Origin of the sequence: Streptomyces sp. NBC_00005 (assembly GCF_045160215.1) — a bacterium.
Lineage (GTDB): Bacteria > Actinomycetota > Actinomycetes > Streptomycetales > Streptomycetaceae > Streptomyces.
Genome location: NZ_CP108316.1, coordinates 281,934 through 307,209, shown reverse-complemented (window position 1 = coordinate 307,209; position 25,276 = coordinate 281,934). Strand labels below are relative to the sequence as shown.

At 68.3% G+C, this 25,276-nt stretch carries 23 protein-coding genes and 4 pseudogenes; 15 read left to right on the top strand and 12 right to left on the bottom strand.

Translation table 11 applies throughout. From position 1 onward, the window contains the following. The first annotated feature begins 205 nt into the window (after nucleotides 1–205). Nucleotides 206–814: a TetR/AcrR family transcriptional regulator gene (locus tag OG303_RS01630; protein ID WP_405863932.1), complete on the top strand. Its 609-nt coding sequence runs from the start codon at nucleotides 206–208 to the stop codon at nucleotides 812–814. A 108-nt stretch (nucleotides 815–922) separates the two neighbouring features. Here the strand turns inward: OG303_RS01630 and OG303_RS01625 are convergent, their stop codons facing one another. Beyond that, on the bottom strand, nucleotides 923–1,189 hold the full coding sequence (locus OG303_RS01625; protein ID WP_405877042.1) for a winged helix-turn-helix domain-containing protein: 267 nt from the start codon (nucleotides 1,187–1,189) through the stop codon (nucleotides 923–925). Nucleotides 1,190–1,336: 147 nt separating this feature from the next. On the opposite strand from OG303_RS01625, the gene OG303_RS01620 reads away from it, so the two are divergent. From OG303_RS01620 to OG303_RS01605, 4 genes and pseudogenes are all read left to right on the top strand, one after another. After that, entirely contained in the window at nucleotides 1,337–1,522 is a 186-nt protein-coding gene (locus OG303_RS01620) for a hypothetical protein (protein ID WP_405863930.1), read from the top strand. Nucleotides 1,523–1,703: 181 nt separating this feature from the next. Continuing rightward, a complete protein-coding gene (locus OG303_RS01615) occupies nucleotides 1,704–2,423 on the top strand; it encodes an SDR family oxidoreductase (RefSeq protein ID WP_405863928.1) in 720 nt (239 codons plus the stop codon). A 405-nt stretch (nucleotides 2,424–2,828) separates the two neighbouring features. After that, nucleotides 2,829–3,554 carry an alpha/beta fold hydrolase gene (locus OG303_RS01610; protein WP_405863926.1) on the top strand — a complete coding sequence of 242 codons (726 nt, stop codon included), beginning with the start codon at nucleotides 2,829–2,831 and terminating at the stop codon, nucleotides 3,552–3,554. Between the two features lies 1 nt (nucleotide 3,555). Continuing rightward, nucleotides 3,556–3,630: pseudogene (locus OG303_RS01605) on the top strand (short-chain dehydrogenase); the annotation flags it as partial. A gap of 7 nt (nucleotides 3,631–3,637) precedes the next feature. On the opposite strand, the gene OG303_RS01600 reads toward OG303_RS01605, so the two are convergent. Further along, entirely contained in the window at nucleotides 3,638–4,321 is a 684-nt protein-coding gene (locus OG303_RS01600) for a TetR/AcrR family transcriptional regulator (RefSeq protein ID WP_405863924.1), read from the bottom strand. A 69-nt stretch (nucleotides 4,322–4,390) separates the two neighbouring features. Between OG303_RS01600 and OG303_RS01595 the strand changes: the two genes are divergently transcribed. Then, nucleotides 4,391–5,230: an alpha/beta fold hydrolase gene (locus OG303_RS01595; RefSeq protein WP_405863922.1), complete on the top strand. Its 840-nt coding sequence runs from the start codon at nucleotides 4,391–4,393 to the stop codon at nucleotides 5,228–5,230. A 124-nt stretch (nucleotides 5,231–5,354) separates the two neighbouring features. Here the strand turns inward: OG303_RS01595 and OG303_RS01590 are convergent, their stop codons facing one another. Then, a complete protein-coding gene (locus OG303_RS01590; protein WP_405863920.1) occupies nucleotides 5,355–5,813 on the bottom strand; it encodes a transposase in 459 nt (152 codons plus the stop codon). A 390-nt stretch (nucleotides 5,814–6,203) separates the two neighbouring features. Between OG303_RS01590 and OG303_RS01585 the strand changes: the two genes are divergently transcribed. Beyond that, entirely contained in the window at nucleotides 6,204–6,494 is a 291-nt protein-coding gene (locus tag OG303_RS01585) for a hypothetical protein (RefSeq protein ID WP_405863918.1), read from the top strand. Between the two features lie 164 nt (nucleotides 6,495–6,658). Then, nucleotides 6,659–7,255, top strand: coding sequence for a dTDP-4-dehydrorhamnose 3,5-epimerase (gene rfbC / locus OG303_RS01580; protein WP_405863916.1), 597 nt, complete (start codon nucleotides 6,659–6,661; stop codon nucleotides 7,253–7,255). A gap of 59 nt (nucleotides 7,256–7,314) precedes the next feature. Here rfbC and OG303_RS01575 read toward each other — a convergent pair. Further along, nucleotides 7,315–7,428, bottom strand: a pseudogene (locus tag OG303_RS01575) (sodium-dependent transporter); the annotation flags it as partial. Nucleotides 7,429–7,735: 307 nt separating this feature from the next. Here OG303_RS01575 and OG303_RS01570 point away from each other — a divergent pair. Then, nucleotides 7,736–9,325 (top strand): alkaline phosphatase family protein, encoded by a 1,590-nt coding sequence (locus OG303_RS01570; protein WP_405863914.1) that lies wholly within the window; start codon nucleotides 7,736–7,738, stop codon nucleotides 9,323–9,325. A 320-nt stretch (nucleotides 9,326–9,645) separates the two neighbouring features. On the opposite strand, the gene OG303_RS01565 is transcribed toward OG303_RS01570, so the two are convergent. The 3 genes from OG303_RS01565 to OG303_RS01555 are packed head-to-tail and all read right to left on the bottom strand — an operon-like array spanning nucleotide 9,646 to nucleotide 12,531. After that, nucleotides 9,646–10,734, bottom strand: coding sequence for an ABC transporter substrate-binding protein (locus OG303_RS01565; RefSeq protein WP_405863912.1), 1,089 nt, complete (start codon nucleotides 10,732–10,734; stop codon nucleotides 9,646–9,648). A gap of 58 nt (nucleotides 10,735–10,792) precedes the next feature. Next, nucleotides 10,793–11,674, bottom strand: a complete 882-nt coding sequence (locus OG303_RS01560) for an ABC transporter permease (protein WP_405863910.1) — start codon at nucleotides 11,672–11,674, stop codon at nucleotides 10,793–10,795. Beyond that, nucleotides 11,671–12,531, bottom strand: a complete 861-nt coding sequence (locus OG303_RS01555; RefSeq protein ID WP_266531865.1) for an ABC transporter ATP-binding protein — start codon at nucleotides 12,529–12,531, stop codon at nucleotides 11,671–11,673. Before OG303_RS01555 ends, OG303_RS01560 begins: the two co-directional genes overlap by 4 nt. A gap of 236 nt (nucleotides 12,532–12,767) precedes the next feature. Between OG303_RS01555 and OG303_RS01550 the strand changes: the two genes are divergently transcribed. From OG303_RS01550 to OG303_RS01540, 3 genes are all read left to right on the top strand, one after another. Continuing rightward, nucleotides 12,768–14,432 carry an ATP-binding protein gene (locus tag OG303_RS01550; protein ID WP_405863908.1) on the top strand — a complete coding sequence of 555 codons (1,665 nt, stop codon included), beginning with the start codon at nucleotides 12,768–12,770 and terminating at the stop codon, nucleotides 14,430–14,432. Then, entirely contained in the window at nucleotides 14,429–15,118 is a 690-nt protein-coding gene (locus OG303_RS01545) for a response regulator (RefSeq protein WP_405863906.1), read from the top strand. The genes OG303_RS01550 and OG303_RS01545 overlap by 4 nt, the downstream gene beginning before the upstream one ends. A gap of 232 nt (nucleotides 15,119–15,350) precedes the next feature. Next, nucleotides 15,351–16,133 carry an ABC transporter permease gene (locus tag OG303_RS01540; RefSeq protein WP_405863904.1) on the top strand — a complete coding sequence of 261 codons (783 nt, stop codon included), beginning with the start codon at nucleotides 15,351–15,353 and terminating at the stop codon, nucleotides 16,131–16,133. Between the two features lie 4 nt (nucleotides 16,134–16,137). On the opposite strand, the pseudogene OG303_RS01535 reads toward OG303_RS01540, so the two are convergent. Beyond that, nucleotides 16,138–17,189: pseudogene (locus OG303_RS01535) on the bottom strand (sodium-dependent transporter). A 169-nt stretch (nucleotides 17,190–17,358) separates the two neighbouring features. Between OG303_RS01535 and OG303_RS01530 the strand changes: the two are divergent. Together OG303_RS01530 and OG303_RS01525 are read left to right on the top strand one after the other, a co-directional pair. Beyond that, the gene (locus OG303_RS01530) at nucleotides 17,359–18,198 is read left to right on the top strand and encodes a hypothetical protein (RefSeq protein WP_405863902.1); all 840 of its coding nucleotides are present in this window, start codon (nucleotides 17,359–17,361) and stop codon (nucleotides 18,196–18,198) included. A 153-nt stretch (nucleotides 18,199–18,351) separates the two neighbouring features. After that, a complete protein-coding gene (locus OG303_RS01525) occupies nucleotides 18,352–19,242 on the top strand; it encodes a hypothetical protein (protein ID WP_405863901.1) in 891 nt (296 codons plus the stop codon). A 6-nt stretch (nucleotides 19,243–19,248) separates the two neighbouring features. On the opposite strand, the pseudogene OG303_RS01520 reads toward OG303_RS01525, so the two are convergent. The 3 genes and pseudogenes from OG303_RS01520 to OG303_RS01510 form a co-directional block, all read right to left on the bottom strand. Continuing rightward, a pseudogene (locus OG303_RS01520) lies at nucleotides 19,249–20,628 on the bottom strand (sensor histidine kinase). Next, a complete protein-coding gene (locus OG303_RS01515) occupies nucleotides 20,625–21,287 on the bottom strand; it encodes a response regulator transcription factor (RefSeq protein WP_405863899.1) in 663 nt (220 codons plus the stop codon). The pseudogene OG303_RS01520 and the gene OG303_RS01515 overlap by 4 nt, the downstream one beginning before the upstream one ends. 310 nt (nucleotides 21,288–21,597) lie before the next feature. Then, entirely contained in the window at nucleotides 21,598–22,302 is a 705-nt protein-coding gene (locus tag OG303_RS01510; RefSeq protein ID WP_405877040.1) for a transposase, read from the bottom strand. Between the two features lie 494 nt (nucleotides 22,303–22,796). On the opposite strand from OG303_RS01510, the gene OG303_RS01505 reads away from it, so the two are divergent. Next, nucleotides 22,797–25,055: a hypothetical protein gene (locus tag OG303_RS01505; RefSeq protein WP_405863897.1), complete on the top strand. Its 2,259-nt coding sequence runs from the start codon at nucleotides 22,797–22,799 to the stop codon at nucleotides 25,053–25,055. Between the two features lie 30 nt (nucleotides 25,056–25,085). Here the strand turns inward: OG303_RS01505 and OG303_RS01500 are convergent, their stop codons facing one another. Next, on the bottom strand, nucleotides 25,086–25,232 hold the full coding sequence (locus OG303_RS01500; protein ID WP_405863895.1) for a hypothetical protein: 147 nt from the start codon (nucleotides 25,230–25,232) through the stop codon (nucleotides 25,086–25,088). Nucleotides 25,233–25,276: the final 44 nt, after the last annotated feature.

Below are 25,276 nucleotides of genomic sequence, written 5' to 3'. Positions count from 1 at the left end.
TGGCGGGTCACGCGCGGGTCAGCACGAAGGCCCCGCGGGGCGACCAGAGGGGCACCGGGCGGGCCATGGATGGATGTGGCGCCGCGAACCACCTGCCCGCGCACCACGCGATGCCGGGCGGCTAAGTAAGGTGATCGGTCTACCTTTAAGGCTTCACCGTAGCTGGCCCACCGGCGTTTGTAAAACGATCGGTATCCTCAGAGCTATGACCGAATCTCACCCCGTACGCCGACGTCGGGGACGTGGCGCCCGGGAGCGGATCCTGGAAGCGGCGAGAGAACTGTTCACGGCGCAGGGGATCAACGCGACCGGGATGGCTCAGCTGTCGACCGTCGCCGAAGTGTCGAAACGCACTCTCTACGTGCACTTTCCCAGCAAGGATGAGCTCGTCCAGGCCTACCTGAAGTCCCTGGTCGACGTTCGCCCACCAGTCACCGAGGTGCCCGCCCAAACGGCACTGAGCCCGCGTGAGCAGCTCCTGGCCGTCTTCGACCAGAAGTCGCCGGAAACCACCGCACCGTTCCGGGGCTGCCCGTTCCTGAACGTCAGCGTCGAGGTACCCGACCCCGCGCATCCTGCCCATCAACTGGCCGCGGCGCACAAGAGGGGGTTCGCCCGCCGTCTGACGGACATCGCGCGGCAGGCTGGGGTCGCCGACCCGGAAACCCTCGGTGAGCAACTGGCTCTGCTCTTCGACGGCGCGGCCGCACGCGGCACCGCGCTCAACAGCAGCCACGCCTTCGCGTACGCGCGATCCATCGCAGAGTCGTTGATCGATGCGGCCCTTGTCGACGTTGGCCCGGCATCTCCGTGATGAGGCCCGCAACCTTCCTTGCGGAATCGCCACCATCCGTGACGGACGGCGAGGTGGGCCGACCGCCTAACCGAGCGTTTGGTCCGTTGCTTGGTGTTTGGTTCCGGGTCAGGTTCCACGCCAGTTCCGCGAAGACGAACTATGCGTCGAGCGCCGCCGCGGTGTTTCCACGTGCGGCCAGGTCACCTTCACCCAGCCGCATATGGCCTCCTCGTCGCGTCCGACGGCCCGTCTGGCCGGCACGTGGCAGGAGAAGCCATGCCTGATCAGCAGCCTGCGCACCCCTTGCAGGATGTAGCTCTTATGGAAACGCCGGCCGATCACGGTCTTCACCCGTGACAGTGTCCAGCGCTGGTCCGGCCAGCCGTGCGCCATCGGCCCCTTCGCCAACTCCGCCTCCAGCGTCGTGTCACTGCGACCCACTCGCTGTGCTCGCTTGTGGCGTGTGCTGTGGCACGGCTCTGGCTACCACTGGCATTTCTGCCGTTGTCCCTTTAGTTCGCAAACCGCAGCGTGGAGCGTATGAACGACACCATGCAGGCCATCAGCCGGGACGAGCTCGGCCGTCCCGAGGTCCTCAAGTTCGTTACCGTCCGCCGCAACCGCACCAATCCCGAGGGAACCCCTGGCGCGCGGATGTACTACAGGCAGAGCGCTTCGCTGAGGCTGCTCATCTCCGGTGGAACGCCTGCAGCTCGGGGACCCTGAACGAGGTGGGCCTGACCACCCTGTACGGCGGCGGGGCCGGACACACCGATTACCCGGTCCTGGCACGCGCTTGATCATGTGCCGGCGGGTTGCTTCCCCACCCAGGACGGGCGGCTCACCCTCCGCTCCTCATCCGCCGCACCGACCGGTGCGGCCTCACCACACCAGAAAGAACGCGAACATGCCCTCCCTCAACGGAACAGTCGTCCTCGTCACCGGAGCGAACGGCGGTATCGGAACTCACTTTGTCCACGAGGCCCTCGCCCGCGGCGCGGCCAAGGTCTACGCCACCGCCCGCACCCCCCGTACCTGGGACGATGAGCGCATCGTCCCCCTCACCCTCGATGTCACCGACCCCACGTCGATCGAGGCGGCCGTTGCCACTGCACCGGATGTCACCGCGCTCATCAACAACGCGGGCGCGAACCCGCCGAGTGCGAGTCTCCTGGACGTGGCCGAGGCGGACATTCGGGCGAACATGGAGACGAACTTCTTCGGACCCGTTTTCCTCGCCCGTGCCTTCGCGCCGATCCTCGCCGCCCAGCCGGAGTCGATCCTCGTCGACGTGCACTCCGTTGGCAGTTGGTACGCCTACGGTGGTATCTACAGCGCGTCCAAGGCCGCACTGTGGTCGGCCACCAATTCGCTGCGCCTCGAGCTCGCATCCAGGGGTGTCCACGTGTCGGGTGTGCACATGAGCTACGTCGACACCCGCATGGCGGCTCACGCCGACGGCCCCAAGATGCTGCCGGCAGAGCTCGTGGCGTCGGTCTTCAACGCCGTCGAGGCCGGCGAATACGAGGTCCTGGCCGACGAGTTGACCACACAGGTCAAGGCAGCTCTCAGCGGCCCGGTCGAGGCGCTGTACCCGGAGCTGCGCACGTTGAACGGCCAAGTCTGAACGCTCTACCGGCTGTCGTGTGTCGGAGCTCTTCGGGGGCCTCCGTCTCGGGTTCGCCGAGCGGGATCTCCGCGAGGTCCTCCCACGTCATCATCGTGGCCACGCTTTCAGCGGTGACCTCGGCCGGGGCGCCGCTGCCCTCGCCGATACAGGCAGTCACCGAGGGCCTGCCAGGAGCCCAAGCCTGGCCAGCGGCGTGGCCGCTTCCTGCACGTGGTCCAGGTTCAGCGGCTTGTGCGCGAAGGTTCGGGTCGGCGCGAGGGCGTACTGGCTGAAGGCGCCGTGGCACGGGGAAGGGCAGCATGTCGTACGCCTCGTCTCCCACCTGGTACAGGTCGAGGCTGCGGACGGCGTCACCTACCGCTACCGCCGCTTCGGTAAGCCCAACGAGACAACCTGCCGCTGGTGTGCCTGGTGCACCTCCGCGCCACGCTCGACAACTGGGACCCCGAACTCGTCCACACCTTCGCCGCCGAATGGGAGGTGATCCTGGTGGATCTCGCCGGCGTCGGCGGCTTCACCGGCACCACCCCCAACACCATCGAGGGGACGGCCTACAACGCCTTCGCGTTCCTCGACGCGATCAAGCTGGACTGCTACGACCTGCTCGGCCTCTCCATCGGCGGCTTCATCGCCCAGGAGATGGCACTCTTCCACGCCTGGCAGGTGCGCCGCCTGGTCCTGGCGGGCACCGCCCCCCTGTACACCGCGGGCGCCATCCGTGACACCGCCTTCCGTGACGCCCCCACGGCTGAGGGTCTGCTCACCCTGTTCTTCGAGAAGAGCGCCTCCAGCCAGGCCAAGGGCGTCGACTTCCTCAAGCGCCTGGACATGCGCACCGCCGAGCGGGACACCTCGTCCACCCTCGCCGTCCGCGACGCCCAGTTGATCGCGATCTCCGCCTGGGGTGTCCGCGACGAGACCCGCCTTCAGCGTCTGGCGTCCATCCAGCAGTCCGTCCTGGTCGCCAACGGTGACAACGACGAGATGGTCCCCACCGAGAACACCTATCTACTGGCCGAGCACCTGCCCAACGCGAAGCTGAGCATCTATCCCGACGCCGGCCACGGATTCCTCTTTCAGTACCCCGTCGAGTTCGGCACCGAGGTGAACGCCTTCCTCGGCAGCTGACGGCGCGAAGGCCTACGCGGCGGCCCGCCGTCCCGAGACGGTGGACCTGCCGGGCGTCATCCCGCTGCGGCTGAACGCTGTGGTCAGACTTCCGGGCTGCCTGCCGCCGGCTGGTCGCTGTTGCCGGGTGCCAGAGACGCGAGGATTTCCCCGCGGCAGACATCGAGGATTTCGTCAGCCAGCGGAGAACCGTCCGGGCACGCCCGCGACAACATGACCGCGCCGACCGAGTGGGCGAGCATGTCGATCACTGTGGCACGGACCGCGCGCTGATCCGCATCCCCCGGCGTATCAGTCGGGGCCTGGGCCTGAAGGGCCGTCAGCAGGCTCTCGATCCCTGCCGCGAACTCCTTTTTGATGTCCGTCGGCTGACGTGCGGCGTCACCGCCGAGGGCCGCGATGGTGCAGCCGTCACCGCGCCCCTCGCGGTGCTCCCGCGAGACGTAGTGTTCGACGAACTCGGCGGCGTCCAGATCCTCTGTCCGTGCCGCGGTCTGTGCGAGCCCGCTCGCGGACGCTTCGGCCATCAGGTCGGCCTTGGAGCTGAAGTGCTTGTAGAACCCGCCATGGGTGAACCCGGCGGCTGCCATCAGTTCTGCCACGCCGACGCCGTCGTAGCCACGCTCACGGAACAGCCTGGAGGCTGTCGCGACTATGTGGGCGCGGTTCTGCTCGGCCTGTGCCTTGGTGACCCGCATGTCCAGTCGTCCCTTCCTCCGCCGACGCTCTGCGCTCGCTGTCGAGTGTACATAGATGTCGATCGACATCAAAGTGATTGACTTTTTAGATTATGACCGTCATCGTATTGCTCACGCCCTCCAGAAAGGCTCAAGGCCATGACTGACACGCACGTAACCGCACAGACCCAGTTCATCGAGGTCGACGGCGACCGGTTCGCCTACCGCCGCTGGGGCAAGCCCTCCGGTGTCCCGATCTTCCTGATCCAGCACTTCCGCGGCGGAATGGACAACTGGGACCCGCTGCTCACCGACGGCCTGGCCGAGGGCCGCGAGGTCATTCTGTACAACGGGCGCGGCATCGCCTCGTCATCCGGCACGCCGCGCAACCGGATGGAGGACATGGCCGACGACATCGCCGCGGTCATCCAGGCGCTGGGGCTGGAGCAGGTCGACCTGCTCGGCTTCTCGATCGGCGGTTACCAGGCGCAGGAGGTCACGCTGCGCCACCCCCAGCTGGTGCGCAAGCTCCTCCTGCTCGGTACCGGTCTGCGAGGCGGCGACCCGACGAGTGACCCCGAGGTGCCTGCCTACGCGCTGAATCCGGTCCCCACCCTGGACGATTTCCTCTTCCTGTTCTTCGGTCGCTCGGAGGTCGCGAAGGAAGCGGGCAAGGCGTTCTGGGAGCGACGTCACCAGCGGGCCGACCAGGACACGCCGAGCTCGCCCGCGGTCGCACAGGCGCAGTTCGAAGCAGCCATCGCCTACGCGGAACCGCTGCCGGGCGAGAACCCCTATGCCTTCCTGAACGCGATCACCCAGCCGACGCTGGTCCTCAACGGCGAGAACGACGTGATGATCGCCTCGATCAACTCATGGCACCTTGCCCAGAACATCCCCAACGCCCAGCTGCTGATCTACCCCGACGCTGGGCACGGAGCGCAGTTCCAGTACCCCGAGCGGTTCCTGAAGCACGCCCTTCAGTTCCTCGACGAGTAACACACCGTCGCCCTGATCCCGGCCTTACCTGACGGCGCCACCGACCCGGCGCCGGAGCAAGCGGCCAAGACCTACGCGGCCCTTCGGGAGGGCAGCGCAGCCGTGCTTGATGCCCCTATGTTCGTCAAGCTGCGGTCGTGAGGGTCGCTGGATCATCAGGCCGCTGGTGGCATGTCACCATGTCGGCGCGTATCAGGGCATAAATCTCGCGGGCTGCGTAGCGTTTCAGGCAGCGCATTACCTCGCGCTGTCCGCGTACAAGCTCATGCGCTTCCCCTTTTCCTCGGCAGTGCGACGCTCCAAGATAGACGCGGGTGCGTTCGTCCTGGCGTATGCGGGTGACCACGATGCGGTGCAAGGCGTCGTTGGCCCGTCTGTCTCCGCCCCGGTTGAGCCGGCGACGCCGGCTCTTGCCCGAGGACTGTTCGACGGGACTGACGCCGCAGAGCGCGGCGAAGGACGCCTCGCTGCCCAGCCGCTCAGGGTTGTCGCCGACTGCGATCAACAGGGCCGCCGCGCTGTCCGGCCCGATCCCAATCCGTGCCAGCAGGTTGGGCGCGGTGGGCTTGACCGCTGTGGTCATTCGCCGCCCGAGCTCGGTGACTTCCTGCCGAAGCCGCAAGAGGCTGTGCGAGCCAGCCGGAGCGTGAAGACCGCCCTGTCAGCGGCCGGATCGTCACCGCGGGGGTCGACCAGCTCCGCGCAACGGCTGACCAGGAGCCAAGTTGAGAGCGGCTCCAACTCCTCGCGCAGCGTAGATGGAGCGTCTACTTACTCTCCAGCGCAGCAACGGTGCGCACACCCGGAGCTGGCGTGCGGCTGTTCACCCGCGACACAAGGGCGAATGCGCGCACTGGCAGCAGCGGGTCTGCGCTGCACGTCCCGGAGTCCAAGATGCGTAACTGGTCTGGCTTGGTATGTATTTCACGGGTGGATGGTGCCTGAAGCGAACCAGGCGTGGAGTGTGGGTTCCGTGCGCTGCGACGACGCCCGTCAGGGGCGCATCGGCGCTCTGCTCGGCTCCGCGGAACGCCTGGTGTTCCCGTACTGGACCGACCCCCACGGCAACCTCTCGCTGGACATCGGCCAGAAGACCGACCGCCTCTCGTACGACCTCGCCGCCCTGACCCCGCCCGAGGTCACGGTCACCGGCGACACCGCCCGCCTCACCGCCGCCCTGCCGCTGCACGTCCCGGGCAGGGCCGACGTCACGCTCAAGCTGACCGGCCGCGGCGCGAGCCGCACCTTGACCGTGCCCGGCTGACCCTGCCCGCCGCCGGCAAGGAGAAGTCCGCCGCGCTGGCCCTGGCCCTGCGGGCCGATGGCGGCACGCTCGTCGTCAAGCCGGTCATTGCGCGCAAGCCGACGCTGCGTCGCCTGGCCGGCAAGCTCCGCCGCGCCCTCAAGAAGTAAAGGAACACGGACAGAATGCGACCCCTGGGTATCGAAGGCGCGTGGGTGCTGGAGCCGAAGGTCTTCCCCGACGACCGGGGCAGCTTCCACGAGTGGTTCCGGGGCAACGAGTTCCGCACGGCGACCGGCCAGGACCTCAACCTGGCCCAGGCCAACTGCTCCGTCTCGAAATGGGGCACCCTGCGGGGCATCCACTTCGCCGATGTGCCGCCCAGCCAGGCCAAGTACGTCCAGTGCGTGCGCGGTGCGGTAATCGACATCATCGTTGACATCCGAGTCGGCTCACCCACGTACAAGCAGTGGGAGGCCGTCCGGCTCGACGATGACACCCACCACGCCGTCTACCTGTCGGAGGGCCTTGGTCACGCGTTCTTCGCGCTGACCGACGATGCCACTGTGGTGTACCTCTGCTCCGAGGGTTATGCCCCCGAGCGCGAGCACGGCATCCACCCGCTGGACCCTGACCTCGCCATCGAGTGGCCGGCCGGTATCGAGCCGCTGCTGTCCCCCAAGGACGCGCAGGCGCCGACCCTGGCCGAGGCGGAGGCGATGGGTCTGCTTCCGTCATACGAGGATTGCGTGGCCTTCCGCAGGACACTCCGCAACGGCTGATTCGCCCAGCCGTGTCATGGGCCCTTTCGTGACATCAGGGCGGGAGTCCGCGGAGTTCGCTACGCAGGGCAGGGCGGGTGCCGACGATCCGCAGTCCGCACGACCCGGCTCGCGGCTGTCTTCTGTAGCAGCCCGTAGGCGAGCACCGGCAGGAGCAGGTGCGGTTTGTCGGGCCGCTGGGATGGTCGGCGACAGTCGACGGCCTTGTCCAGTTCACGGCGTCCGCACGGGCGGCGAACGGACCGGGCTGCTCGCCGGGTGTGTGGACTCCCTCCTTCTTGGCCAAAAACAGACCTGCTTGATGAAGACACGACCGCTCCTTCCGTGTGCGTTCACACATGCGCCGTTTCAGGTACGCAAGGCGCGACTCTGATGGGCCCGGCCCTCGCAACTCGCCCCAAACACCCGGGAGATGCCCAGATGTCCAGACGTTACGTCAGACTCGCAGCCGTTAGCGCAGCCACCGGAGTCCTGACCGGCGTGACCGGCGCCCAACCCTCAGCGTTCGCCGCCTCCCACCACCAGGCCCCCGCCAGGCACGTCCTGCTGATCTCGGTCGACGGGCTGCACCAGTCGGACCTGGCCTGGTACGTCTCCCGGCACCCGAACTCCGCGCTGGCCCGGCTGGTCGGCGGCGGCGTGGAGTACACCCACGCCAAGACCACCACGCCGTCCGACTCCTTCCCCGGCATGGTCGCCCAGGCGACCGGTGGCGGCCCTGGCACCACCGGCGTCTACTACGACGACACCTACAACGCGGCGCTCCTGCCCGCCGGGACCACCAGCTGCAAGGCCGTCAAGCCCGGTGTCGAGGTGGACCTCACGGAAGACCTGGACAAGAACCAGGCCTCCATCGACGCCGGTCAGGGACTCACCGGCCTGCCGGACAGCATCCTGTCGATGACCGGCAACCCGGCGAGCCTGATCAACGCCTCCAAGCTGCCGGTCGACCCCAAGACCTGCAAGCCGGTCTACCCGCACTCCTACCTCAAGGTGAACACCGTCTTCGAGGTGGCCCGCAGCGCGGGTCTGCGCACCGCGTGGTCGGACAAGCACGCGGCGTACGAAATCCTCAACGGGCCCTCGGGCACCGGCATCCAGGACCTGTTCACGCCCGAGATCAACAGCGACGCCCTCGGCTACCCCGCCGGCAACGACTGGACCAAGGACAACCAGGCCACCGAGCAGTACGACGGCTACAAGGTGAAGGCCGTCCTCAACGAGATCGACGGCTACGACCACAGCCGCGCCCACAAGGTCGGCACCCCGGCGGTCTTCGGTCTCAACTTCCAGTCGGTCTCCACCGCGCAGAAGCTGCCCGCCTCCGACGGCCTCCAGGGCGGCTACACCGCCAAGAACGTGCCCGGACCGCTGCTGACGAAGAACCTGGACTTCGTCAACGCGCAGATCGGTGCCCTGACTTCTGAGCTCGCCAAGCGGCACCTGGCCGACAGCACCACGATCATCCTGTCCGCCAAGCACGGCCAGTCGCCCACCGACCCCACCGCGCTCACCCGGATCGACGACGGCCCGCTGCTGGACGGCCTCAACGCCGCCTGGAAGAAGCTCCATCCCACCGCCGGCGACCTGGTCGCGCACTCGGTGGACGACGACGCGATGCTGCTGTGGCTGACCGACCGCTCGCAGGCCGCCACCGAGTTCGCCAAGACGTACCTGCTCGCGCAGAGCGGCACCGGCACCGACATCAACGCCGCGCCCAAGACCTTCACGCGCAGCGGGCTCAGCAAGGTCTACGCCGGGAAGGCCGCGGCCCGCTACTTCCACGTCGAAGCCGGCGACGCCCGTGTCCCGGACATCTTCGGCCTCGCACAGTACGGCGTCGTCTACACCGGCGGCACAAAGAAGATCGCCGAGCACGGCGGCGCCCACTCCGACGACCTCGACGTCCCGTTGGTGGTGTCCGGCGCCGCGGTTGCGGACGGCGTACGCGACTCCGCGAGCGTGCAGACCAAGCAGATCGCACCGACGATCCTGAGCCTGCTCGGTCTCAACCCCCGCTCCCTGCAGGCCGTGCGCGAGGAACACACCACGGTGCTGCCGGTCCGCTGACCAGTCCGGTGCGCCCCGGCCTGACGCGGGCGGGGCGCACGGGCCGCAGTCAGCGACCGGCTGCCACACCAGGTGATGACAGGCGCAATCGGTGAGCCCGCACAACACCCCTTGAACCCGGGTTCGGTCGGTCTCGCCCATACGTCGCAAGGACTGGCTCGTCGGCCTGTCTGCCGCCGCCCTCTTCGGACTGCTGGGGGCACGCCGTCGGTGACACGGGGCAGGCGGCCGGTCCGGGTGACCGTGCCCAAGGGGGCCGTTCTCACGGCCTGGAGCCGCCCAGTCGACTGCACTTGGGCGGCCCCGTGGGTGGTGACGGCTCAGCCGTTCGGTCCTGCCGGGGTCGTGGTGGTCTTGAAGCCCTCGGTCTTGTTGGCCTGGATGGCGAAGTCATTGGTGAACGTCTTGCTGAGGTTCACCGACGACTTCACGTTGCCGACCAGCTTCTCCGTCGCCAAGGAGGTCTTCGGGCCGCCGGACGGCATGAGGCCGTCCGGGAGGAACTGACCCTTGTCCTCGGTGAGGGCCGAGATGTAGTCGGCCTTGGTCACCAACTGGTTCGACACGAACGACGCCGGCAGCTTGTTCGCGATGTCGGCCGCGCTGTGGGTGTTGATCCAGTGCATGGTGGCGACGAGTGCGTCGACGACCTTCTGCACCGTGTCCTTGTGCGAGTTCACCCAGTCGGTGCGGGCGAGCACGCTGGCGGCGGGATAGGCGCCGCCCATGGCCGCTGTGGCGCCGTTCGTGGTGGCCAGGTCGACCGCGGAGGTACCGACTCCCTTCTTCTGGATCGCGGCCACTGTCGGCTGCGTCGTCATGACGCAGGCGACCTTGCCGTTCTGCAGCGCGGCGATGGCGGTGGAGCCCGCGCCGACCCCGATCCGGTGGTACTGGCTGGTCTTGACGCCCTTCTTGGCGGCCAGGAACTGGGTGAGGGTGTCGGTGCCCGAGCCCAGGTCGGTGACGCCGAGGGTCTTTCCCTTGAAGTCGGCGGCCGAGTGGACGCCCGACTTCTTGGTGCACATCTCGCGCTCGCCCGGCGCGCCGGAGAGCTGGACGACGTCCTCGACCGCCTTGCCCTTCGCCTGGAACTCGATCGTGTGGTTGTACCAGGCGCCCGCCATGTCCACCTGGCCCGAGGCCATGGCTTCCTCGGCGCCGACGCCGCCGTCCTGCTCGGTGCTCAGCTGGACGTTGACGCCGTACTTCTTGTAGTAGCCGAGCTGCTGGGCGAGTTGGTACGGCAGGTAGATCTGCTTGTCGAGGCCGCCGGCCATGAGCTTCACGGTCGGCGTGGACCCCGAACCGCCCGTCGAGGCCGAGGAGTTGCCGGAACAGGCGCTGGTGGCGCCGAGAGCGAGAACGGTGAGGACGGACGCGGCGACGGCGACGGGTCGTCTGGACATGGCTGATCACATTCCTTTGCTGAGGGTGTTGAGTGAAGAAGGGGGAAGTGCGGGGGTGTCAGATGGTGTTGGCGGCCTCGGACGGGGCCGGCGGGCGCCAGGACAGCAGCCGGTGCTCGAGCTTGCCGATCAGCCACTCGGCGCCGAGCACGATGACCGAGATGACGAGCATCGTGGCGAACACGCCGTTGGGGTCGAAGTTGTTCTGGGCGGTCTTGATGACCAGGCCGAGGCCGCTCTGCGCGCCGAGCACCTCGCCGACCAGAGCGCCGACGATGGCGAAGCCGAAGGCGCTGTGCAGGCTGGCGATGATCCAGGTGAGTGCGGAGGGCACGATGACATGCCGGGTGATCTGCATCTGCGAGGCGCCCAGCACCTTGGTGTTGGCGAGGATGTTGGGGTCGACCTCGCGGACGCCCTGGAAGGCGTTGAAGAAGACGATGAAGAACACCAGCACCGCGGCGAGCAGGATCTTCGGCAGCACGCCGATGCCGAACGCGACGATGAAGATCGAGCCGAGGACGATGCGCGGGATCGCGTTGACCATCTTGATGTAGGGGCCGAGCACGTCGGACAGATAGCGGCTCTGGCCGAGCGCCACACCGAAGATCACTCCGGTGACGGACCCGAGCGCGAAGCCGGCCAGCGCCTCCTGGAGAGTGGTCCAGATGTTGGCGTAGAAGGACCCGAACTCGGTGCCCTGCCGGAAGAGGTCGACCAGCCGTTGGGCGATGCCGGACGGCTGCCCGAAGAAGAACTTGTCGACGATCCCCCAGGTGGTGAATGCCTGCCAGCCACCGAGGACGAAGACCGCGAGGCCGATGCGACCCGCCCACACCAGCGCGGTGCGCCGCCGGACGGCGCTCTTGGCGGCGGCCGCGGCCGAGATCGGTGAGCCGTCCTCGACCGGGGCGGTGGAAACGGTGGACGTCGTACTCATGCCGTACCTCCTGCGGTGCGTGCGTAGGCGCGCTCCACCTCCTCGCGCAGCGAGTCCCAGATCTGGTGCTGAAGTTCGATGAAGCGGGGCTGGAAGCGGATCTCCTGGACCGAGCCGCGCGGGCGTGGCAGGTCGATGTCGAAGACCGCCTTGACCGAGCCGGGGCTGGACGTCATGACGACCACCCGGTCGGCGAGCGCCACCGCCTCGTCGAGGTCGTGGGTGATGAAGATGACCGACGGACGTATCTGCTCCCACAGGCCGAGCAGTTCGGTCGACATGATCGCCTTGGTCTGCACGTCCAGGGCGCCGAACGGCTCGTCCATGATCAGGATCTTGGGTTCGTTGATCAGCGCCGCGGCCATCGCCACGCGCTTGCGCATGCCGCCGGAGAGCTGGTGCGGGTAGCGGTCCTCGAACCCCGTCAGGCCCACCCGGCGCAGCCAGTCGCGTGCCGATGCCTGGGCCTGCTGCTTGGGCACCTTGCGGAAGACCGGGCCCATCAGGACGTTGCCGAGGACCGTCTTCCACGGCAGCAGCGCGTCGGTCTGGAACATGAAGCTGACGCCGTCGGTGACGCCGTCCACCTCACGGCCGCCGACCTTGACCGAGCCCTCGCTGGGCCGGTCGAGCCCGGACACCATGCTCAGCGTCGTCGACTTGCCGCAGCCGGTCGGGCCCACCACCGCGCAGAACTGACCCGGCTCCACCGTGAACGAAACGTCCTGCAGTGCCGTGAACACCTCACCCGCGGGAGTCAGAAACCGTTTGGTGAGTCCTGAAATCTCGACTCGCGCGCTGTCCCGGCCGATCTTCTCGGCGGCGGGGCTCGTCGCAACATCGTTTCGCGAAGCCATCTGAGGCTGTCTCCTTCCTGACCTCGGAGGTCGAGGAAGGCAGACGCTAAAGGCCGCCGAGAGTTACGTCGCTGTTTCAGACGTATCCCGCGTTAGTCGTGTTAACACGGGTTCTGCGCGTTCTGCTCAGCCGGCCGGGGGGTGGGCAGAGTGGCCACGGTGGGACACAATCACGCCACCACGGGTACGGCGAAGGGGCCGGGCCCGGCAGCACGACAAGGGCGAAGGCACCTGTGATGCCCATCCGTATCCGGATCGGCCGCGGCGGGAACGGGAGGCTCTCCGCGCGGATCCTGGCCAACCAACTGGCCATCCTGGCCCTCACCGGAGTCATCGGCTTCGTACTGTTCGCGTTCGCCCAGCGGGGCGAGATCGACCGTGCCTACGAGCAGCGGGCACTGGACATCGCGCAGACCACGGCCGCCGAACCACAGATCCAGCAGGCCGTGGAGTACGGCGGTGGCGGCGATGTCGTGCAGACCGTCGCCGAACGGATCCGGAAGGCGTCGGGAGCCTCGTACGTGGTCGTGATCGACCTGCATGGCATCCGCCATTCGCATCCCGACCCGGCGCTGATCGGCGAGCCCGTGGGCGATCCGATCCCGGTGCTGGACGGCCGCCCCCACGTGGGCTCCGACCAGGGCGCGACCGGGCGGTCCGCCAACGGCAAGGCTCCGCTGTACGGGCCCACGGGCAAGCTGGTCGGCGAGGTGTCGGCCGGCATACCGGAACGCGATGTGCTCGGCGAGCTGTGGCGGGAGCTGCCCACCTTCGGCCTGTATGCCGCGATCGCCGTCGCGCTCGGCTCGGCGGCGGCGTTCCTGCTGGCCAGGCGGCTGAAGCGGTCGACCTTCGGGCTGGAGCTGGAGGAGATCGCCGGACTGCTCCAGGACCGCGAGGCCATGCTCCACGGCATCCGGGAGGGCGTGATCGCCTTCGACCCCGACGGCCGGATCACCGTGGTCAACGACGAGGCCCGCCACCTGCTCGGCCTCGGCACGGCGCTCGGCAGCAGACTCGAGGAGGTGCTGCCCGACGGGCGGCTGCGCCGCGCCCTGGACGGCACTCTGACCGGTACCGATCTCAACGTGCTGACCGACGACCACTGCCTGGTGGTCAACCGCATGCCGGTGACCCTGCACGGCCGTGAACTGGGCGCGGTGGTCACCGTCCGCGACCGCACCGAGCTGATCGGGCTGCTGCGCGAACTGGACTCGGTGCGCGGGCTGACCAACGCCCTGCGCGCCCAGCAGCACGAGTTCACCAACCGCATGCACACCGTGGCCGGGCTGCTGGACATCGGCGACCACGACGCCGCCTACGAGTACGCCGTCGATTCGGCCGGCGCCGACCAGGCGCTGACCGAGTCCGTACGCGAACGGATCGGCAACGCGCTGCTCGTGGGGCTGATCGTCGCCAAGACCACGGTGGCCGCGGAACGCGGGGTACGGATGGTGCTCAGTGACGACTCCGCGCTCGGCGAGGACCCGCCGCATCTGCGCCGGCTGCTGACCATCGTCGGCAACCTGCTGGACAACGCGATCGACGCGGCGGCCGGCGGACCGCCCCCGGCGGGTGGCCGCGAGGTGGAGCTTTCGCTGGTCGAGGCCGTCGACCTGGTGATGGTGCGGGTCGCGGACAGCGGCCCGGGGATTCCGCCGGACGCCGCCGAGTCGATCTTCGAGGACGGCTGGTCGACCCGGCCCGACCGGGGCACCGCCCGGCGCGGGCTGGGGCTGGCCCTCGTCCACCGGCTGACCCAGCGGCACGGCGGGACGATCACGGTCAGCGAGGGGCCGGGCGCGGTCTTCACCGTCGTACTGCCGCTGCCGGACGCCACCCCCGAACCACGAGAGGCACAGTTCACGACGGCCTCGCCGACAAGAGGTGATTGCGGATGATCCGGACCCTGGTGGTGGAAGACGACTTCCGCGTCAGCCACATCCACTGCGACTACGCGTCCCGCGTCGAGGGCTTCGAGGTCGTCGGCCAGGTGGCGACCGTGGCCGAGACGCTGGACGCGGTGCGCACCCTCCACCCCGATCTGCTGCTGCTCGATGTCTTCCTGCCGGACGGCAGCGGACTCGACGTGCTGCGGCAGCTCAGCGGAGACGAGGGAGGCGCCCGCCCCGACGCGATCATGATCACCGCCGACCGGGACATCACCTCGGTGCGCACCGCCATGAAGCTCGGCGCCGTGGGCTACGTGGTCAAGCCGTTCGGCTCCGCCGACCTGGCCGAGCGGCTCACCGCCTACCGCGAACTCCAGCACCGCGTGGACGCCCTCGGCCAGGCTCCCCGAACCGACCAGGCCGACGTGGACGCCCTCTTCAGCGCCGCCCGGCCACCAGCCGTCCCCCGGATTCCGGCCAAGGGGCACTCCGCCCCGACCCTCGCCCTCCTGCACCAGGTCCTCCGCACCACCCACGACGCCCTGTCCGCGGCCCAGGCCGCCGAACTCACCGGCGTCTCCCGCGCCACGGCCCAGCGGTACCTCTCGTACCTCGTACGGGAGGGCATGGTCCGGCTCGAACTTCGCTACGGAGCCACCGGCCGTCCCGAACACCGCTACCGGATCGTTCATTGAGCCGGGCGCCCCTCCGACAGATCCCGTGAGCTGTTGGTTCTCGACGTCACGCCTTGGCAGGGACCGACACACTGCGTTGGCCGCTGACGCCCTGGTTGAAGCGGCGCAGAAGGCATCCAGTGGGCCCAGCTCACTCATGGCGGGCCTCCCGCTGATCGTCGTCTGTGTAGGCAGTGGAGGTGTGAGGCGGCCGTCGTCTGTCGATGGCGGGGATCTAGGGTGGGGTGGTGTGATGCTGAGCGCGAGATCCCTGCTGCCGGTCAACATCACCCTCGGCGTGCTGCTCATGGTGCTGCTCGCGGTGGCTGCAGGGGTCGCCCACTGGTTCCATCTGTCGCCGGACTCCTCGACCAGTCGGCCACGGGAGATTGTCGTGGCGGGTGTGCGTGCGGCAGTTCAGCTCGCCGTGGTGTCGTCGGTCATTACCTGGGCGGTCACCACGGTGGCGGGCCTGTTGGCGTTCCTGGTGGTGATGTTCGCCGTCGCCGTGCGCACGGCGGGGCGGCGGTTGACCAGTAACCGGACCTGGTGGCTGACGGCGGCACCGATCGCCGCCGGTGTCGTGCCCACGGTTGCTGCGCTGCTGCTGACGGGGCTGGTGCCGCTGAAGGGCATCGCGCTCGTTCCGATCACCGGGATCCTCATCGGCGGCACACTGACGGTGACGGTGCTCGCCGGACGCCGGGCACTGGACGAGTTGGAGCAGCGCCGCGGCGAGGTCGAGGCTGCGATGGCTCTGGGGTTCCTGGACCGGGACGCACGGATGGAGATCGCGCGACCCGCGGCGTCCGACGCGCTCCTGCCCGGCCTGGACCAGACACGAACCGTCGGACTGGTCACGCTCCCAGGGGCGTTCGTGGGCATGCTCCTCAGTGGGGCGAGTCCAGTGATGGCCGGAGCCGTTCAACTCTTCGTACTGATCGCGCTCATGGCCGTACAGTCCATTGCCGTCGCCGTGACGCTCGAACTGGTCGCTCGGCACCGCCTGTTCCGGCCTGCGGCCGCCACCGTCTGACCGTTCATGCACGCGAGGCCGCGGCGACGACCCGGCTCGCCGCCGTCTTCTGCAGCAGCCCATAGGCGAGGACCGGCAGCAGCAGATGCGGTTGTCGGGCAGCGTGGTGGTGATCAGGACCGCGCTCGCGCTGCTGTTGTTCATCCCGCAGGCGAGCGTCAGCGAGGAGGAGGCGGGGGCGTCCAGGCGCAGGAGCCGAGCGGCGGTCCGGCCCAGCACGAAGGACAGCAGGCAGACGAGCGCCGCCACGACCAGTGCCGCACCGAACAGCAGTGGGCGCGGATGCGTGAGGAAGGAGCCCAGGGCGCCACTGGCGTTGACGTAGGTCAGGACGAGCGATCCGAGCAGTGCGACGGGCACGATCACGTGCAGGGCCCGGCTGAGCCACGCCGTCGGCAGCGTGAGTCGGAACAGGATGCCGACTGCACAGGGGAGGACCACGGTGACGAGAGCGAAGGCGCCGTGGGCTGTATGGCCGGTCGTTGCCAGTGTGTCCGCGTAGCCGCCGTCGAGGAGCGGCCCCAAGGTGGTGATGACCAGCGGGATGGTGAGTGGGCTGAGGAGTGTGGAGGCGAGGACGAGTCCCACCATGGTGGGTTGGTCGCCGTCGCCCTTGCCGGTCCAGACGGTGGCTCCGGCGGCGACGGGCATCGCCACGATCAGGATCATCGCGGTGGTCAGCCCGCTGCCACCGTCGCTGTCGGGGGTGCGGTGCAGTCCGAACGCGACGACGGGGATGACCAGGAGCGGGATCACCAGGTGCAGGACCAGCCCGGCCAGCAGGGCGGTCGGCTTGCGGAGCAGGCGGCCCAGTTCGCGGACGGGTACCTGAAGTCCGGCGGAGAAGAGCACCAGGGACAGCAACAGCGGGGCGGTGCTCAGGGGCAGGCCGGTGACGGTGCCCAGCGGCACGGTGTGGTTGCGGCGCAGCCACAGACCGGGGCCGGGCAGGAGGAGAGCGGCGACGTAGGACAGCACGACGGCCCGGCCGAGCCGACGGCGCAGCCAGGCCGTCACCCGGTCAGAGGGCGGTGGGGAGACAGTCGGACGGCTCAAGGCGGCCTTCTTCCATGGCGGCGGACGGGACGGGGCGGAACGCCGCTATGCAGGAGCCGTGTTCATGAGTCGTCATGGCACTCATAGTGCTCGGGTGAGGCGGATGGGGCAGCCGATGCCGCACGGCAGTCAGGATGCGTTCAGGTAACCCGTGGCACGGTCGGGCCTCATGACATACGAGACCTCACAGAGCCCCGCTCCCTCGGCGGGCGACGCCCAGGTGGCACCCTCCGGTCGGCGACTCGGCTGGAACAAGGTGCCCGAAGTCACCGCCTACTTCTGGATCATCAAGGTGCTGTGCACGACGGTCGGCGAGACCGCGGCAGACCTGCTCAACGAGAAGGCCGGTCTCGGCCTGACCGGTGTGTCGGTCCTGATGAGCGCCCTGCTGGCGGTCGTCCTGGTCGTGCAGTTCCGCACCACCGCCTATCGCGCGGGTGTGTACTGGCTCGCGGTCGCCCTGATCAGCGTCGTGGGCACGCTGATCAGCGACAACCTCACCGACAACATGGGCGTACCGCTGGAGACCAGCACCACCGTCTTCGCGGTCATCCTCGCGATCGTCTTCGTGGTCTGGTACCGGCGCGAGCGGACCCTGTCCATCCACCACATCGACACCACCAGCCGCGAGTCCTACTACTGGCTCGCCGTTCTGTTCACCTTCGCCCTCGGCACCGCGGCCGGTGACCTGGTCTCCGAGCGCATGGCCCTCGGTTACTGGCTCTCCGCGGTCCTGTTCGGCCTGGCCATCGCCGCGGTTGCCCTCGCCCACTTCAAGCTCGGTCTGGACGCGGTGTGGAGCTTCTGGATCGCCTACGTCCTCACCCGTCCGCTCGGCGCGTCCATCGGCGACTACCTCTCTCAGCCCAGCGGAGACGGCGGCCTGGGCCTGGGCACCGTCGTCACCAGCGTCCTGTTCCTCACGGTCATCCTTGGCCTCGTCGTGTATCTGTCGGTGACCCGCAAGGACGTGGCGCAGTCGCAGCACACCGCTCGGCACGCGGCCTGAGCAGGCAAGTTGCGGGCGTTCAGGATGCGTTCAGGCTGACGCTGTCAAGGTCGACTCTGGCGACTGCCCTCACGGTCGTCTCGTCTCACAGGGCGCTCGTCCCCCATCGCGGGGCGGGCGCCCTGCAGTACTCCCGAACAGGAGCCCCCCACCTTGGAGCAACCGGAAGTCCTCACCGACTTGGACGTCGCGAACACGACCAAGTCGGTGATGAAGAAACTCCCAGAAGTGACGCTGGCGTTCTGGATCATGAAGATCGCCGCCACCACCCTCGGCGAGACAGCCGGCGACCTCTTCGCGCAGACCCTCAAGCTCGGCTACTTCCTCACCACCATCGCCCTGTTCCTCATCTTCGTGGTGACCCTGGTCGTCCAGCTCAGGTCCAGCCACTACAACCCGTTCTTCTACTGGACCGTCATCCTGTCGACCAGCATGGCCGGCACCACGATGTCCGACTTCATGAACCGTGACGCGAGCGCCAAGTACCTCTCGGGCGGCGCCACTTCGCTGGGCTGGGGCCCGCAGGGCCTTGGTGTGGGCTATCCGACCGGCGCCGCGATCCTCATCTCGATCCTGCTGGTCATCTTCGCCGTCTGGAAGGCGACCGGGATGACCTTCCAGATCCGCGACATCGTCACCTTCCGCGGCGAGGCCCTGTTCTGGTCGGCGATCCTCGTCTCCAACACCCTCGGCACCTCCATGGGTGACTTCCTCTCCGACAGCTCCGGCCTCGGTTACGCCGGTGGCGCGCTGCTCGTCACGGGCGCGCTCGCTGTGCTCGTCGTCCTGATGAAGGTGCCGGTGGTGCCGAACGTGCTGCTGTTCTGGATCGCCTTCGTCCTCACCCGCCCCCTGGGTGCCACGGCGGGTGACTTCCTGACCAAGCCGGTCGCCAAGGGCGGTCTGAACCTCGGCACCGCGGGTTCCTCGGCCGTGCTGCTGGCCGTTCTGGTCGGTCTGATGGCCTACGCGCAGCTCCAGGAGCGCCGGACCGTCACCCCGGTCACATCGGAGCGGGAGGCAGTCGCCCAGCAGGCTGACTGAGTCCGGTCAGCCCGTCGGCAGGTCGACCAGGAAGCGCGCTCCGCAGTTGTACCCGGGGTCGTGGGAGACCTCGCCGCCGACGGTGCGGGCCAGGCGCCGCGCGAGCGGCAGCCCCAGGCCCGCGCCATCGTGCCCGTCGCCCGGGTCGGCTCGGCGGCCGGGCTGGAAGAGATCGTCGAGGAATTCCTCGGGTACGCCCGGACCGTCGTCGATGACGTTGATGCGGACGCCGCCCGGTGGCTGCCTTGCGGACACGGTCACCGTGGAGCGGGCGCAGCGAACGGCATTGGCCAGCAGCGGGCTGACGATGCGTTCGAGGAGAGCGGGCGCGACGCCCGCCTCAAGGTGCGAGCCCCGTGCGTCGACGACGGTCTTCACCTGCTCCCGTGCGTCGAGGTGCTCGACCAGCTGACGCAGGACGGGAGCGACGGCGGTGGCGCCGACGGCCGTGGTGTTGTTCTGCGCGCTGTCGCGGGCGTCGTTCAACAGCGTGTCGCAGATGGTGCGCATGGACTGGGCGGCCTCCGCTATCACCTCGTGGGTGGCGTGGGTCTCGGCGGCCGAGCGTGGGCGGGCCCGCCACCAGTCGAGCTCGATGATGATCCGGGCGAGCGGGGTGCGCAGTTCGTGGGACAGCTCGCCGGTCAGCTGCTGCTCGTGGCGCAGCACGGTGCGGATGCGGTCCAGCAGCGCGTCCAATGAACGAGCCCAGGCGGGCGAGTTCGGCCGGATGTTCCGCGGCGCCGAAACGTTGGTCGGAGCCGATTGCGCTCCACTGGGTGGCCTGGTCGGTCATGGTGCGTACGGGGCGCAGTGCCCGTCCGACGGCCAGACGTGTCAGCGCGTAGGTGCACGCGAGCATGACAGCGTCCAGGATCAGCGAACCCAGCAGTAGGGTGTCCGCCGAGTTGCGGTACGGGGCGAGGTCCAGGGCCGTCACCACGGTGGCGGTGCTGCGGTGGCCGGTTACGGGCCGGGAGCACAGGCGGACGAAGCGGGGACTGTCGGAGTGCACGGTGGTGCAGACCCGTTTCTTCCCTGCGCGGCGAGCCGGTCGGCAGCTCGGGTCAGCGTGCTGTCGGTGGTGGTGGACGGGGGCTTCTCCAGCAGCCGTGGTCCTGCGTAGATCCACACGTTCGCGTCGAGGAGGCTGTCGTTGACGGTCTCCAGGACCCGCACCCGGGGGCCGCTGGTGTCAATAGTGGTGGCGACGGCGGCCGCACGGGCGCGTAGCTCGTCGTCCGCCTGGTGCTGCAGGTGTCGGTCCATCGCGGTGTTGAACACGACGGTCAGGACGGTCATCAGGAGCGCGGCGGTGGTCAGCGCCACGAGCGAGAGCCGACCGCGCAGGGTGCGGGGTGCCAGGCGGCGAAGGAGCCGGCTCATGACAGCCGGTGCCCCATCCCGCGCACCGTCGTGAGACCAAGGCCGCTGCCGGCTTCACGCAGCTTGCGGCGCAGCCGGCTCAGGTACTGGTCGAGGGTGTTGTCGCTGACCTGTGCGCCGTCCGGCCAGGCGGTCCGGACCAGCTCGCGGCGGGGCACCAGCGTGCCTCCCGCGGCCGCGAGCGTGGCCAGCAGGCGGAACTCCGTAGGGGACAGGTCGACATGGACCACGCCGACTTGCGCACTGTGCCGGGTCGCGTCCAGGACGAGATCCCCGGCTGTGGCCACGGCCGGTGGTGCGGCACGTTTGAGTGCGGCCCGCAGCCGGGCGACGAGCTCGGCGAGATGAAACGGTTTGGGCAGGTAGTCGTCGGCGCCGGCGGAGAACCCGGACAGGCGGTCGGTGAGGTGATGGCGGGCTGTCAGGAAGATGATCGGGGCGGCGAAGCCGTTGGCGCGCAGCGCCTGGCAGACGTCCCGTCCGTCCGCGTCGGGCAGCCCGACGTCCAGGACGACCGCCGCGATGTCGTCGGTGGCCAGCCGCAGTGCGGTGGCGCCGTCGGCGGCGGGCACGGGCTCGAAGTTCTCGTCCGACAGGCCGCGGCGTAGCACGTCACGCAGGGCGTGATCGTCCTCGACGACCAGGATTTTCTGGCGCATGGTCCTCCGTCGGATCTTCGGCCGTGGGGGTGGTGGCCGAGATGAACGATGCGGGCAGCCACCGGGCCATCGCATACAGGCACACTCCGAGCCATCCGGTGGCGAACAGCCAGCCCCCGATGACATCGGTGGTCCGCCACTTACGGGATCCCGTTCAGCGCGCGGTCGGCGCCGTCGGCGAATGCGCCGCTGCGGTCCCGGCCGATCATCTGGACGTGCCGGTGGTCTCAGAGCCAGGCGGCGAAAGTGTCCGCGGTGTGGTCGGGCAGCCCAATTGCGATCTCGCCAACTGCTCGTAGCAGCACAGTGATTACGAGCTGCTGCCGGACGGCGTACAAACCGCATACGGCGATTGGCCGGGCGATGGTGTGCCTCGTTTGGAGGCCGCGGTTCTATACGGACGTCGCTCCGGTCGCGGACGAGCCGAGCGGGAATGGAGGCTGATACGCCTACACGTGCTTACAGACAGCCCGCCCTCCCGGCTGGACTTGCCGGACGGTGGAAGCCCGAGAATCCCGCGCAGTGGTAACGGGTAGCGAAGTCTTCGCGATTCGCGACATACATGGGACGCGAACCTGCGGGACGACAGCTTGATCCCGCAGTCTTCCAGCAGGTTCTGCAGCCGCTGGGCCTCTCGGGCGCGTTCGCGCACCACATCGGTGCGATACCGGGTCAGGTCCCGCAGCTGCCGGATCGGCTCCGGCGGCACGAACGAGGGCCGCACCAGGCCGTGTTCGACCAGCTTGGCGATCCACTCGGCGTCCTTCACATCCGTCTTGCGGCCTGGGACCGCCTTGATGCGGCGGACGTTGAGCAGCCAGCACTCCATGTCGTGTTCCAGCAGGTAGAACACGGGCTTCCAGTACGACCCGGTCGCCTCCATTCCCACCACCGTGATGCGCTGGGCCAGCAACCAGTCCCGCATCGCCAGTAACCCGGAGGTCAAGGCAGAGAACGTACGGACCTCGCCGCGACGCCGGGTGCCCTTCCCCCCGCCGGGAACCCGGATACACACCTTCACGTCCGCCTTGCTGATGTCGATTCCCGGCGCACCGGTCGTAGACCACGTCCACCGCCGGCTCCTTCCGCTCGTCCTCGGCCGAAACGGCGCGGGCGTCCGGCGGGGACCCGGCAGGCGAAAGAGTCTGATACGCGTGCTCGAAGCAATACTTCTGGGTGCCTGTCGAACAGGTCCCCGGCATCCTGTTGATTGACGGGCTCGAAAGCGCCAAGCGGCCACGACGTCGGCCGGACGACCACGGCCCCATTTTTCCCGTCCTCGGGGTGACGCCCGCAGGCCGTCCGGCTTGCTGATTGGGCTGGGCGCCGGTACGCAACATTCCGGTGTGTTCGCGAAGTCGGTCTGAATATACGGACGTTCGGCCCCTGGCGCGATGAGGCGGTAGCGCCGACTCTGAGGGGGCACCTCAACGCCGGACGAGCCGGCGCCTGTCTGTGATCCACACCCGGCGGCACGGCTCGACCCCGGAGAAGCCTCCGGAGCGGATCATGGCCATGCCTTTCAACCGGGACGCCGTCGTGGACCCCACGGCCGTCGAACAGCGGGTGATCGATCTCGTCAAGGATGCGGCCGAAGTAGATCTGGGCACTGCATCGCCTGACGGCGTGCCCGATTCTGTGGCGGTGCGGGCCGACGTTCTGCGGGCGGTCTGCGGCGGAACATGGGCGGATTGGGAGGCTGGCCGGCGCATCCACATCAGCGGCGCGCACGTCAATGGGAGCTTCAATCTGTCGGGCGGTCATATTGCGCGGCCGGTTCGCTTTTCCCGGTGCACATTCTCGGACACCGTCGATCTGTCGGACTCACGTCTTGACCAGTCGATCGAGTTCGTGGACTGCGAGATGGCCTCGTTGGTCGGAGACCGCATGGACGCCAAGGGCGATGTGGTTATCAAGAATGTGCGTCTGCGCGGCATGCTGTCGCTGTGCGGGGCGGAGTTGTCACGGGACCTGCGGTGCACCGGCACCGACATCCGGCCGGCCTCCGGAGTGGCCATCAACGGCTCCAACATGCTGGTCCAGGGAACGGTCTTCCTGGACGGGGGATTCCGCGCCGAGGGTGAGGTCACCTTCGCCTCCGCCGCAGTGCATGGGAATCTCGACCTGCGCGGTGCCACCCTGCACAACCCGCCCGGATGCAGCCTGCAGGCCCGCCGTCTGGTTCTGGGTGGTGACCTGCTGTGTGAAGAGGGCTTCCGGACCGAGGGCGAGGTGTGCGTCCAGTGGGCTCAGATGCGCACTTTCCGTGCCAGCGGCGCATCGTTCTCCCATACCGAGGGTCTGGCGATCCGGGCGGACGCCGTGCGTTGTGGGGCGGGCCTCTACCTGGACCGGGGTTTCCACTCCCGAGGCGAGATCAGGCTCGTCGGCGCTGTCATCAAGGGCGAACTGTGTTGCACCCAGGGCACCTTCGACAACCCCGCGGGCCGAGCCCTTGACGCGACGCGTTTCCACGCCGATGACGCTTACCTCGACCGGGGCTTCGTGGCCCACGGAGAGGTGCGCCTGGCCGGCGGCAAACTGGAGCGCCAACTGTGCTGTACGAAGGGCCGCTTCGAGAACAACGGCGGCTTCGCGCTGGATGCCGACGGCCTGATCTGCGGCGGTGACGTCTTCCTCAACGACGGATTCCAGGCACTCGGGGAGGTACGGCTGATTGGTGCCACTGTCCATCGCGAACTCAACTGCACCCGTGGAACGTTCGAGAACCCGAACGGCACGGCCTTCGCAGGTGACGGGCTGACCGTTCACGGCACCATGTACCTCGACAACGAATTCCGCGCGAGCGGCGAGGTCCGGCTGCTGCGCTGCACCATCGACGAACAACTCATGTGCAGCGGCAGCGCGTTCGACCATCCCGGCGGACGGGCATTGGACATCAGCGGCGGGACAGTACGGGGTGACGTCCTCCTGGACAATGGGTTCCGGTCAGTAGGCCAGGTGCGGCTGCTCGGCACGGCGATCGGCAAGAACCTCACCTTCGACGGAGGCGAACTGCACGGTACAGCACGCGCCTTGGACGCTTCTGGCATGCGCGTGGGCGGGCGCATGGTCTGGCTGCCCGCCGACACCCCGACAGGAGGCGTCGACCTCTCGTACGCCAGTGTCGGACGGCTCACCGACCGCCCGGACAGCTGGCCGGAGAGGGGCGTCCGGCTGACAGGGTTCACCTATCGCACGATTCAGGCGGCGATGACCGTCGATCAGCGCCTCGACTGGCTCGCCAACACCGAGGAATACTCGCCGCAGAGCTATCAGCAGCTCGCCGACGCCTTTCGGTCCGGCGGCCAAGTGGGTGCGGCCCGGAACGTAGCGATCGCCGCGGAGCGCGCGAAACGTAAACGCGGCCGGCTGTCGCGCTGGTCCCGCACCTGGAACTGGTTCCTTGAACACTCGGTGGGCTACGGGTACAGCCTGCACCGGCCGCTCATCGCGATGATCGTACTCGGCACGGTCAACGCCTTCCTCTACAACTGGGCCCAGAGCCAGGGGGTCATGGAAGCAGTCGGACGCGGCCAGGTGACCGGCAAGTGCCCAGCCAACTATCCCTGCTTCAGCGCAGCGGCGTACTCATTCGAAACACTGCTGCCCGTGGTCAATTTCAGGCAGGTCGGCAACTGGCTCCCTCGGGCTGACTCACCCCTGGGCAGCACGCTGATGATCTGGACATGGCTGTGCATCCTCCTCGGCTGGGTGCTCGGCATCGCGTTCGCAGCCGGTCTTGGACGGGTATTCAAGAGGGACTGAGCCGCGTCGGCGTGCCTTGGACGACGGGTCCTACACATTGTTGCGCTGTGACCAGGCCCGCCGGACGATCGGGTCGAGTAGAAAGAGCTGCTCGTCGTCTTGAACGAGGACGTCGAGCATGCGCAGGCGTTCAAGGACCTCGTGCGGCGCGGGATGGGACTCCTGGAGGAGTTCCACCACGTCGTCCCACGGGTGGGGGTTCGTCGAAGGCGGCCAACTCT

What these genes read in the sequence shown, in the direction of transcription:
- OG303_RS01630 (WP_405863932.1), top strand. Translation starts at nt 206, where the DNA reads ATGACCGAATCTCACCCCGTACGCCGACGTCGGGGACGTGGCGCCCGG.
- OG303_RS01625 (WP_405877042.1), bottom strand. Translation starts at nt 1,189, where the DNA reads ATGGCGCACGGCTGGCCGGACCAGCGCTGGACACTGTCACGGGTGAAG.
- OG303_RS01620 (WP_405863930.1), top strand. Translation starts at nt 1,337, where the DNA reads ATGAACGACACCATGCAGGCCATCAGCCGGGACGAGCTCGGCCGTCCC.
- OG303_RS01615 (WP_405863928.1), top strand. Translation starts at nt 1,704, where the DNA reads ATGCCCTCCCTCAACGGAACAGTCGTCCTCGTCACCGGAGCGAACGGC.
- OG303_RS01600 (WP_405863924.1), bottom strand. Translation starts at nt 4,321, where the DNA reads ATGTCGATCGACATCTATGTACACTCGACAGCGAGCGCAGAGCGTCGG.
- OG303_RS01595 (WP_405863922.1), top strand. Translation starts at nt 4,391, where the DNA reads ATGACTGACACGCACGTAACCGCACAGACCCAGTTCATCGAGGTCGAC.
- OG303_RS01590 (WP_405863920.1), bottom strand. Translation starts at nt 5,813, where the DNA reads ATGACCACAGCGGTCAAGCCCACCGCGCCCAACCTGCTGGCACGGATT.
- rfbC (WP_405863916.1), top strand. Translation starts at nt 6,659, where the DNA reads ATGCGACCCCTGGGTATCGAAGGCGCGTGGGTGCTGGAGCCGAAGGTC.
- OG303_RS01565 (WP_405863912.1), bottom strand. Translation starts at nt 10,734, where the DNA reads ATGTCCAGACGACCCGTCGCCGTCGCCGCGTCCGTCCTCACCGTTCTC.
- OG303_RS01560 (WP_405863910.1), bottom strand. Translation starts at nt 11,674, where the DNA reads ATGAGTACGACGTCCACCGTTTCCACCGCCCCGGTCGAGGACGGCTCA.
- OG303_RS01555 (WP_266531865.1), bottom strand. Translation starts at nt 12,531, where the DNA reads ATGGCTTCGCGAAACGATGTTGCGACGAGCCCCGCCGCCGAGAAGATC.
- OG303_RS01550 (WP_405863908.1), top strand. Translation starts at nt 12,768, where the DNA reads ATGCCCATCCGTATCCGGATCGGCCGCGGCGGGAACGGGAGGCTCTCC.
- OG303_RS01545 (WP_405863906.1), top strand. Translation starts at nt 14,429, where the DNA reads ATGATCCGGACCCTGGTGGTGGAAGACGACTTCCGCGTCAGCCACATC.
- OG303_RS01540 (WP_405863904.1), top strand. Translation starts at nt 15,351, where the DNA reads ATGCTGAGCGCGAGATCCCTGCTGCCGGTCAACATCACCCTCGGCGTG.
- OG303_RS01530 (WP_405863902.1), top strand. Translation starts at nt 17,359, where the DNA reads ATGACATACGAGACCTCACAGAGCCCCGCTCCCTCGGCGGGCGACGCC.
- OG303_RS01515 (WP_405863899.1), bottom strand. Translation starts at nt 21,287, where the DNA reads ATGCGCCAGAAAATCCTGGTCGTCGAGGACGATCACGCCCTGCGTGAC.
- OG303_RS01505 (WP_405863897.1), top strand. Translation starts at nt 22,797, where the DNA reads ATGGCCATGCCTTTCAACCGGGACGCCGTCGTGGACCCCACGGCCGTC.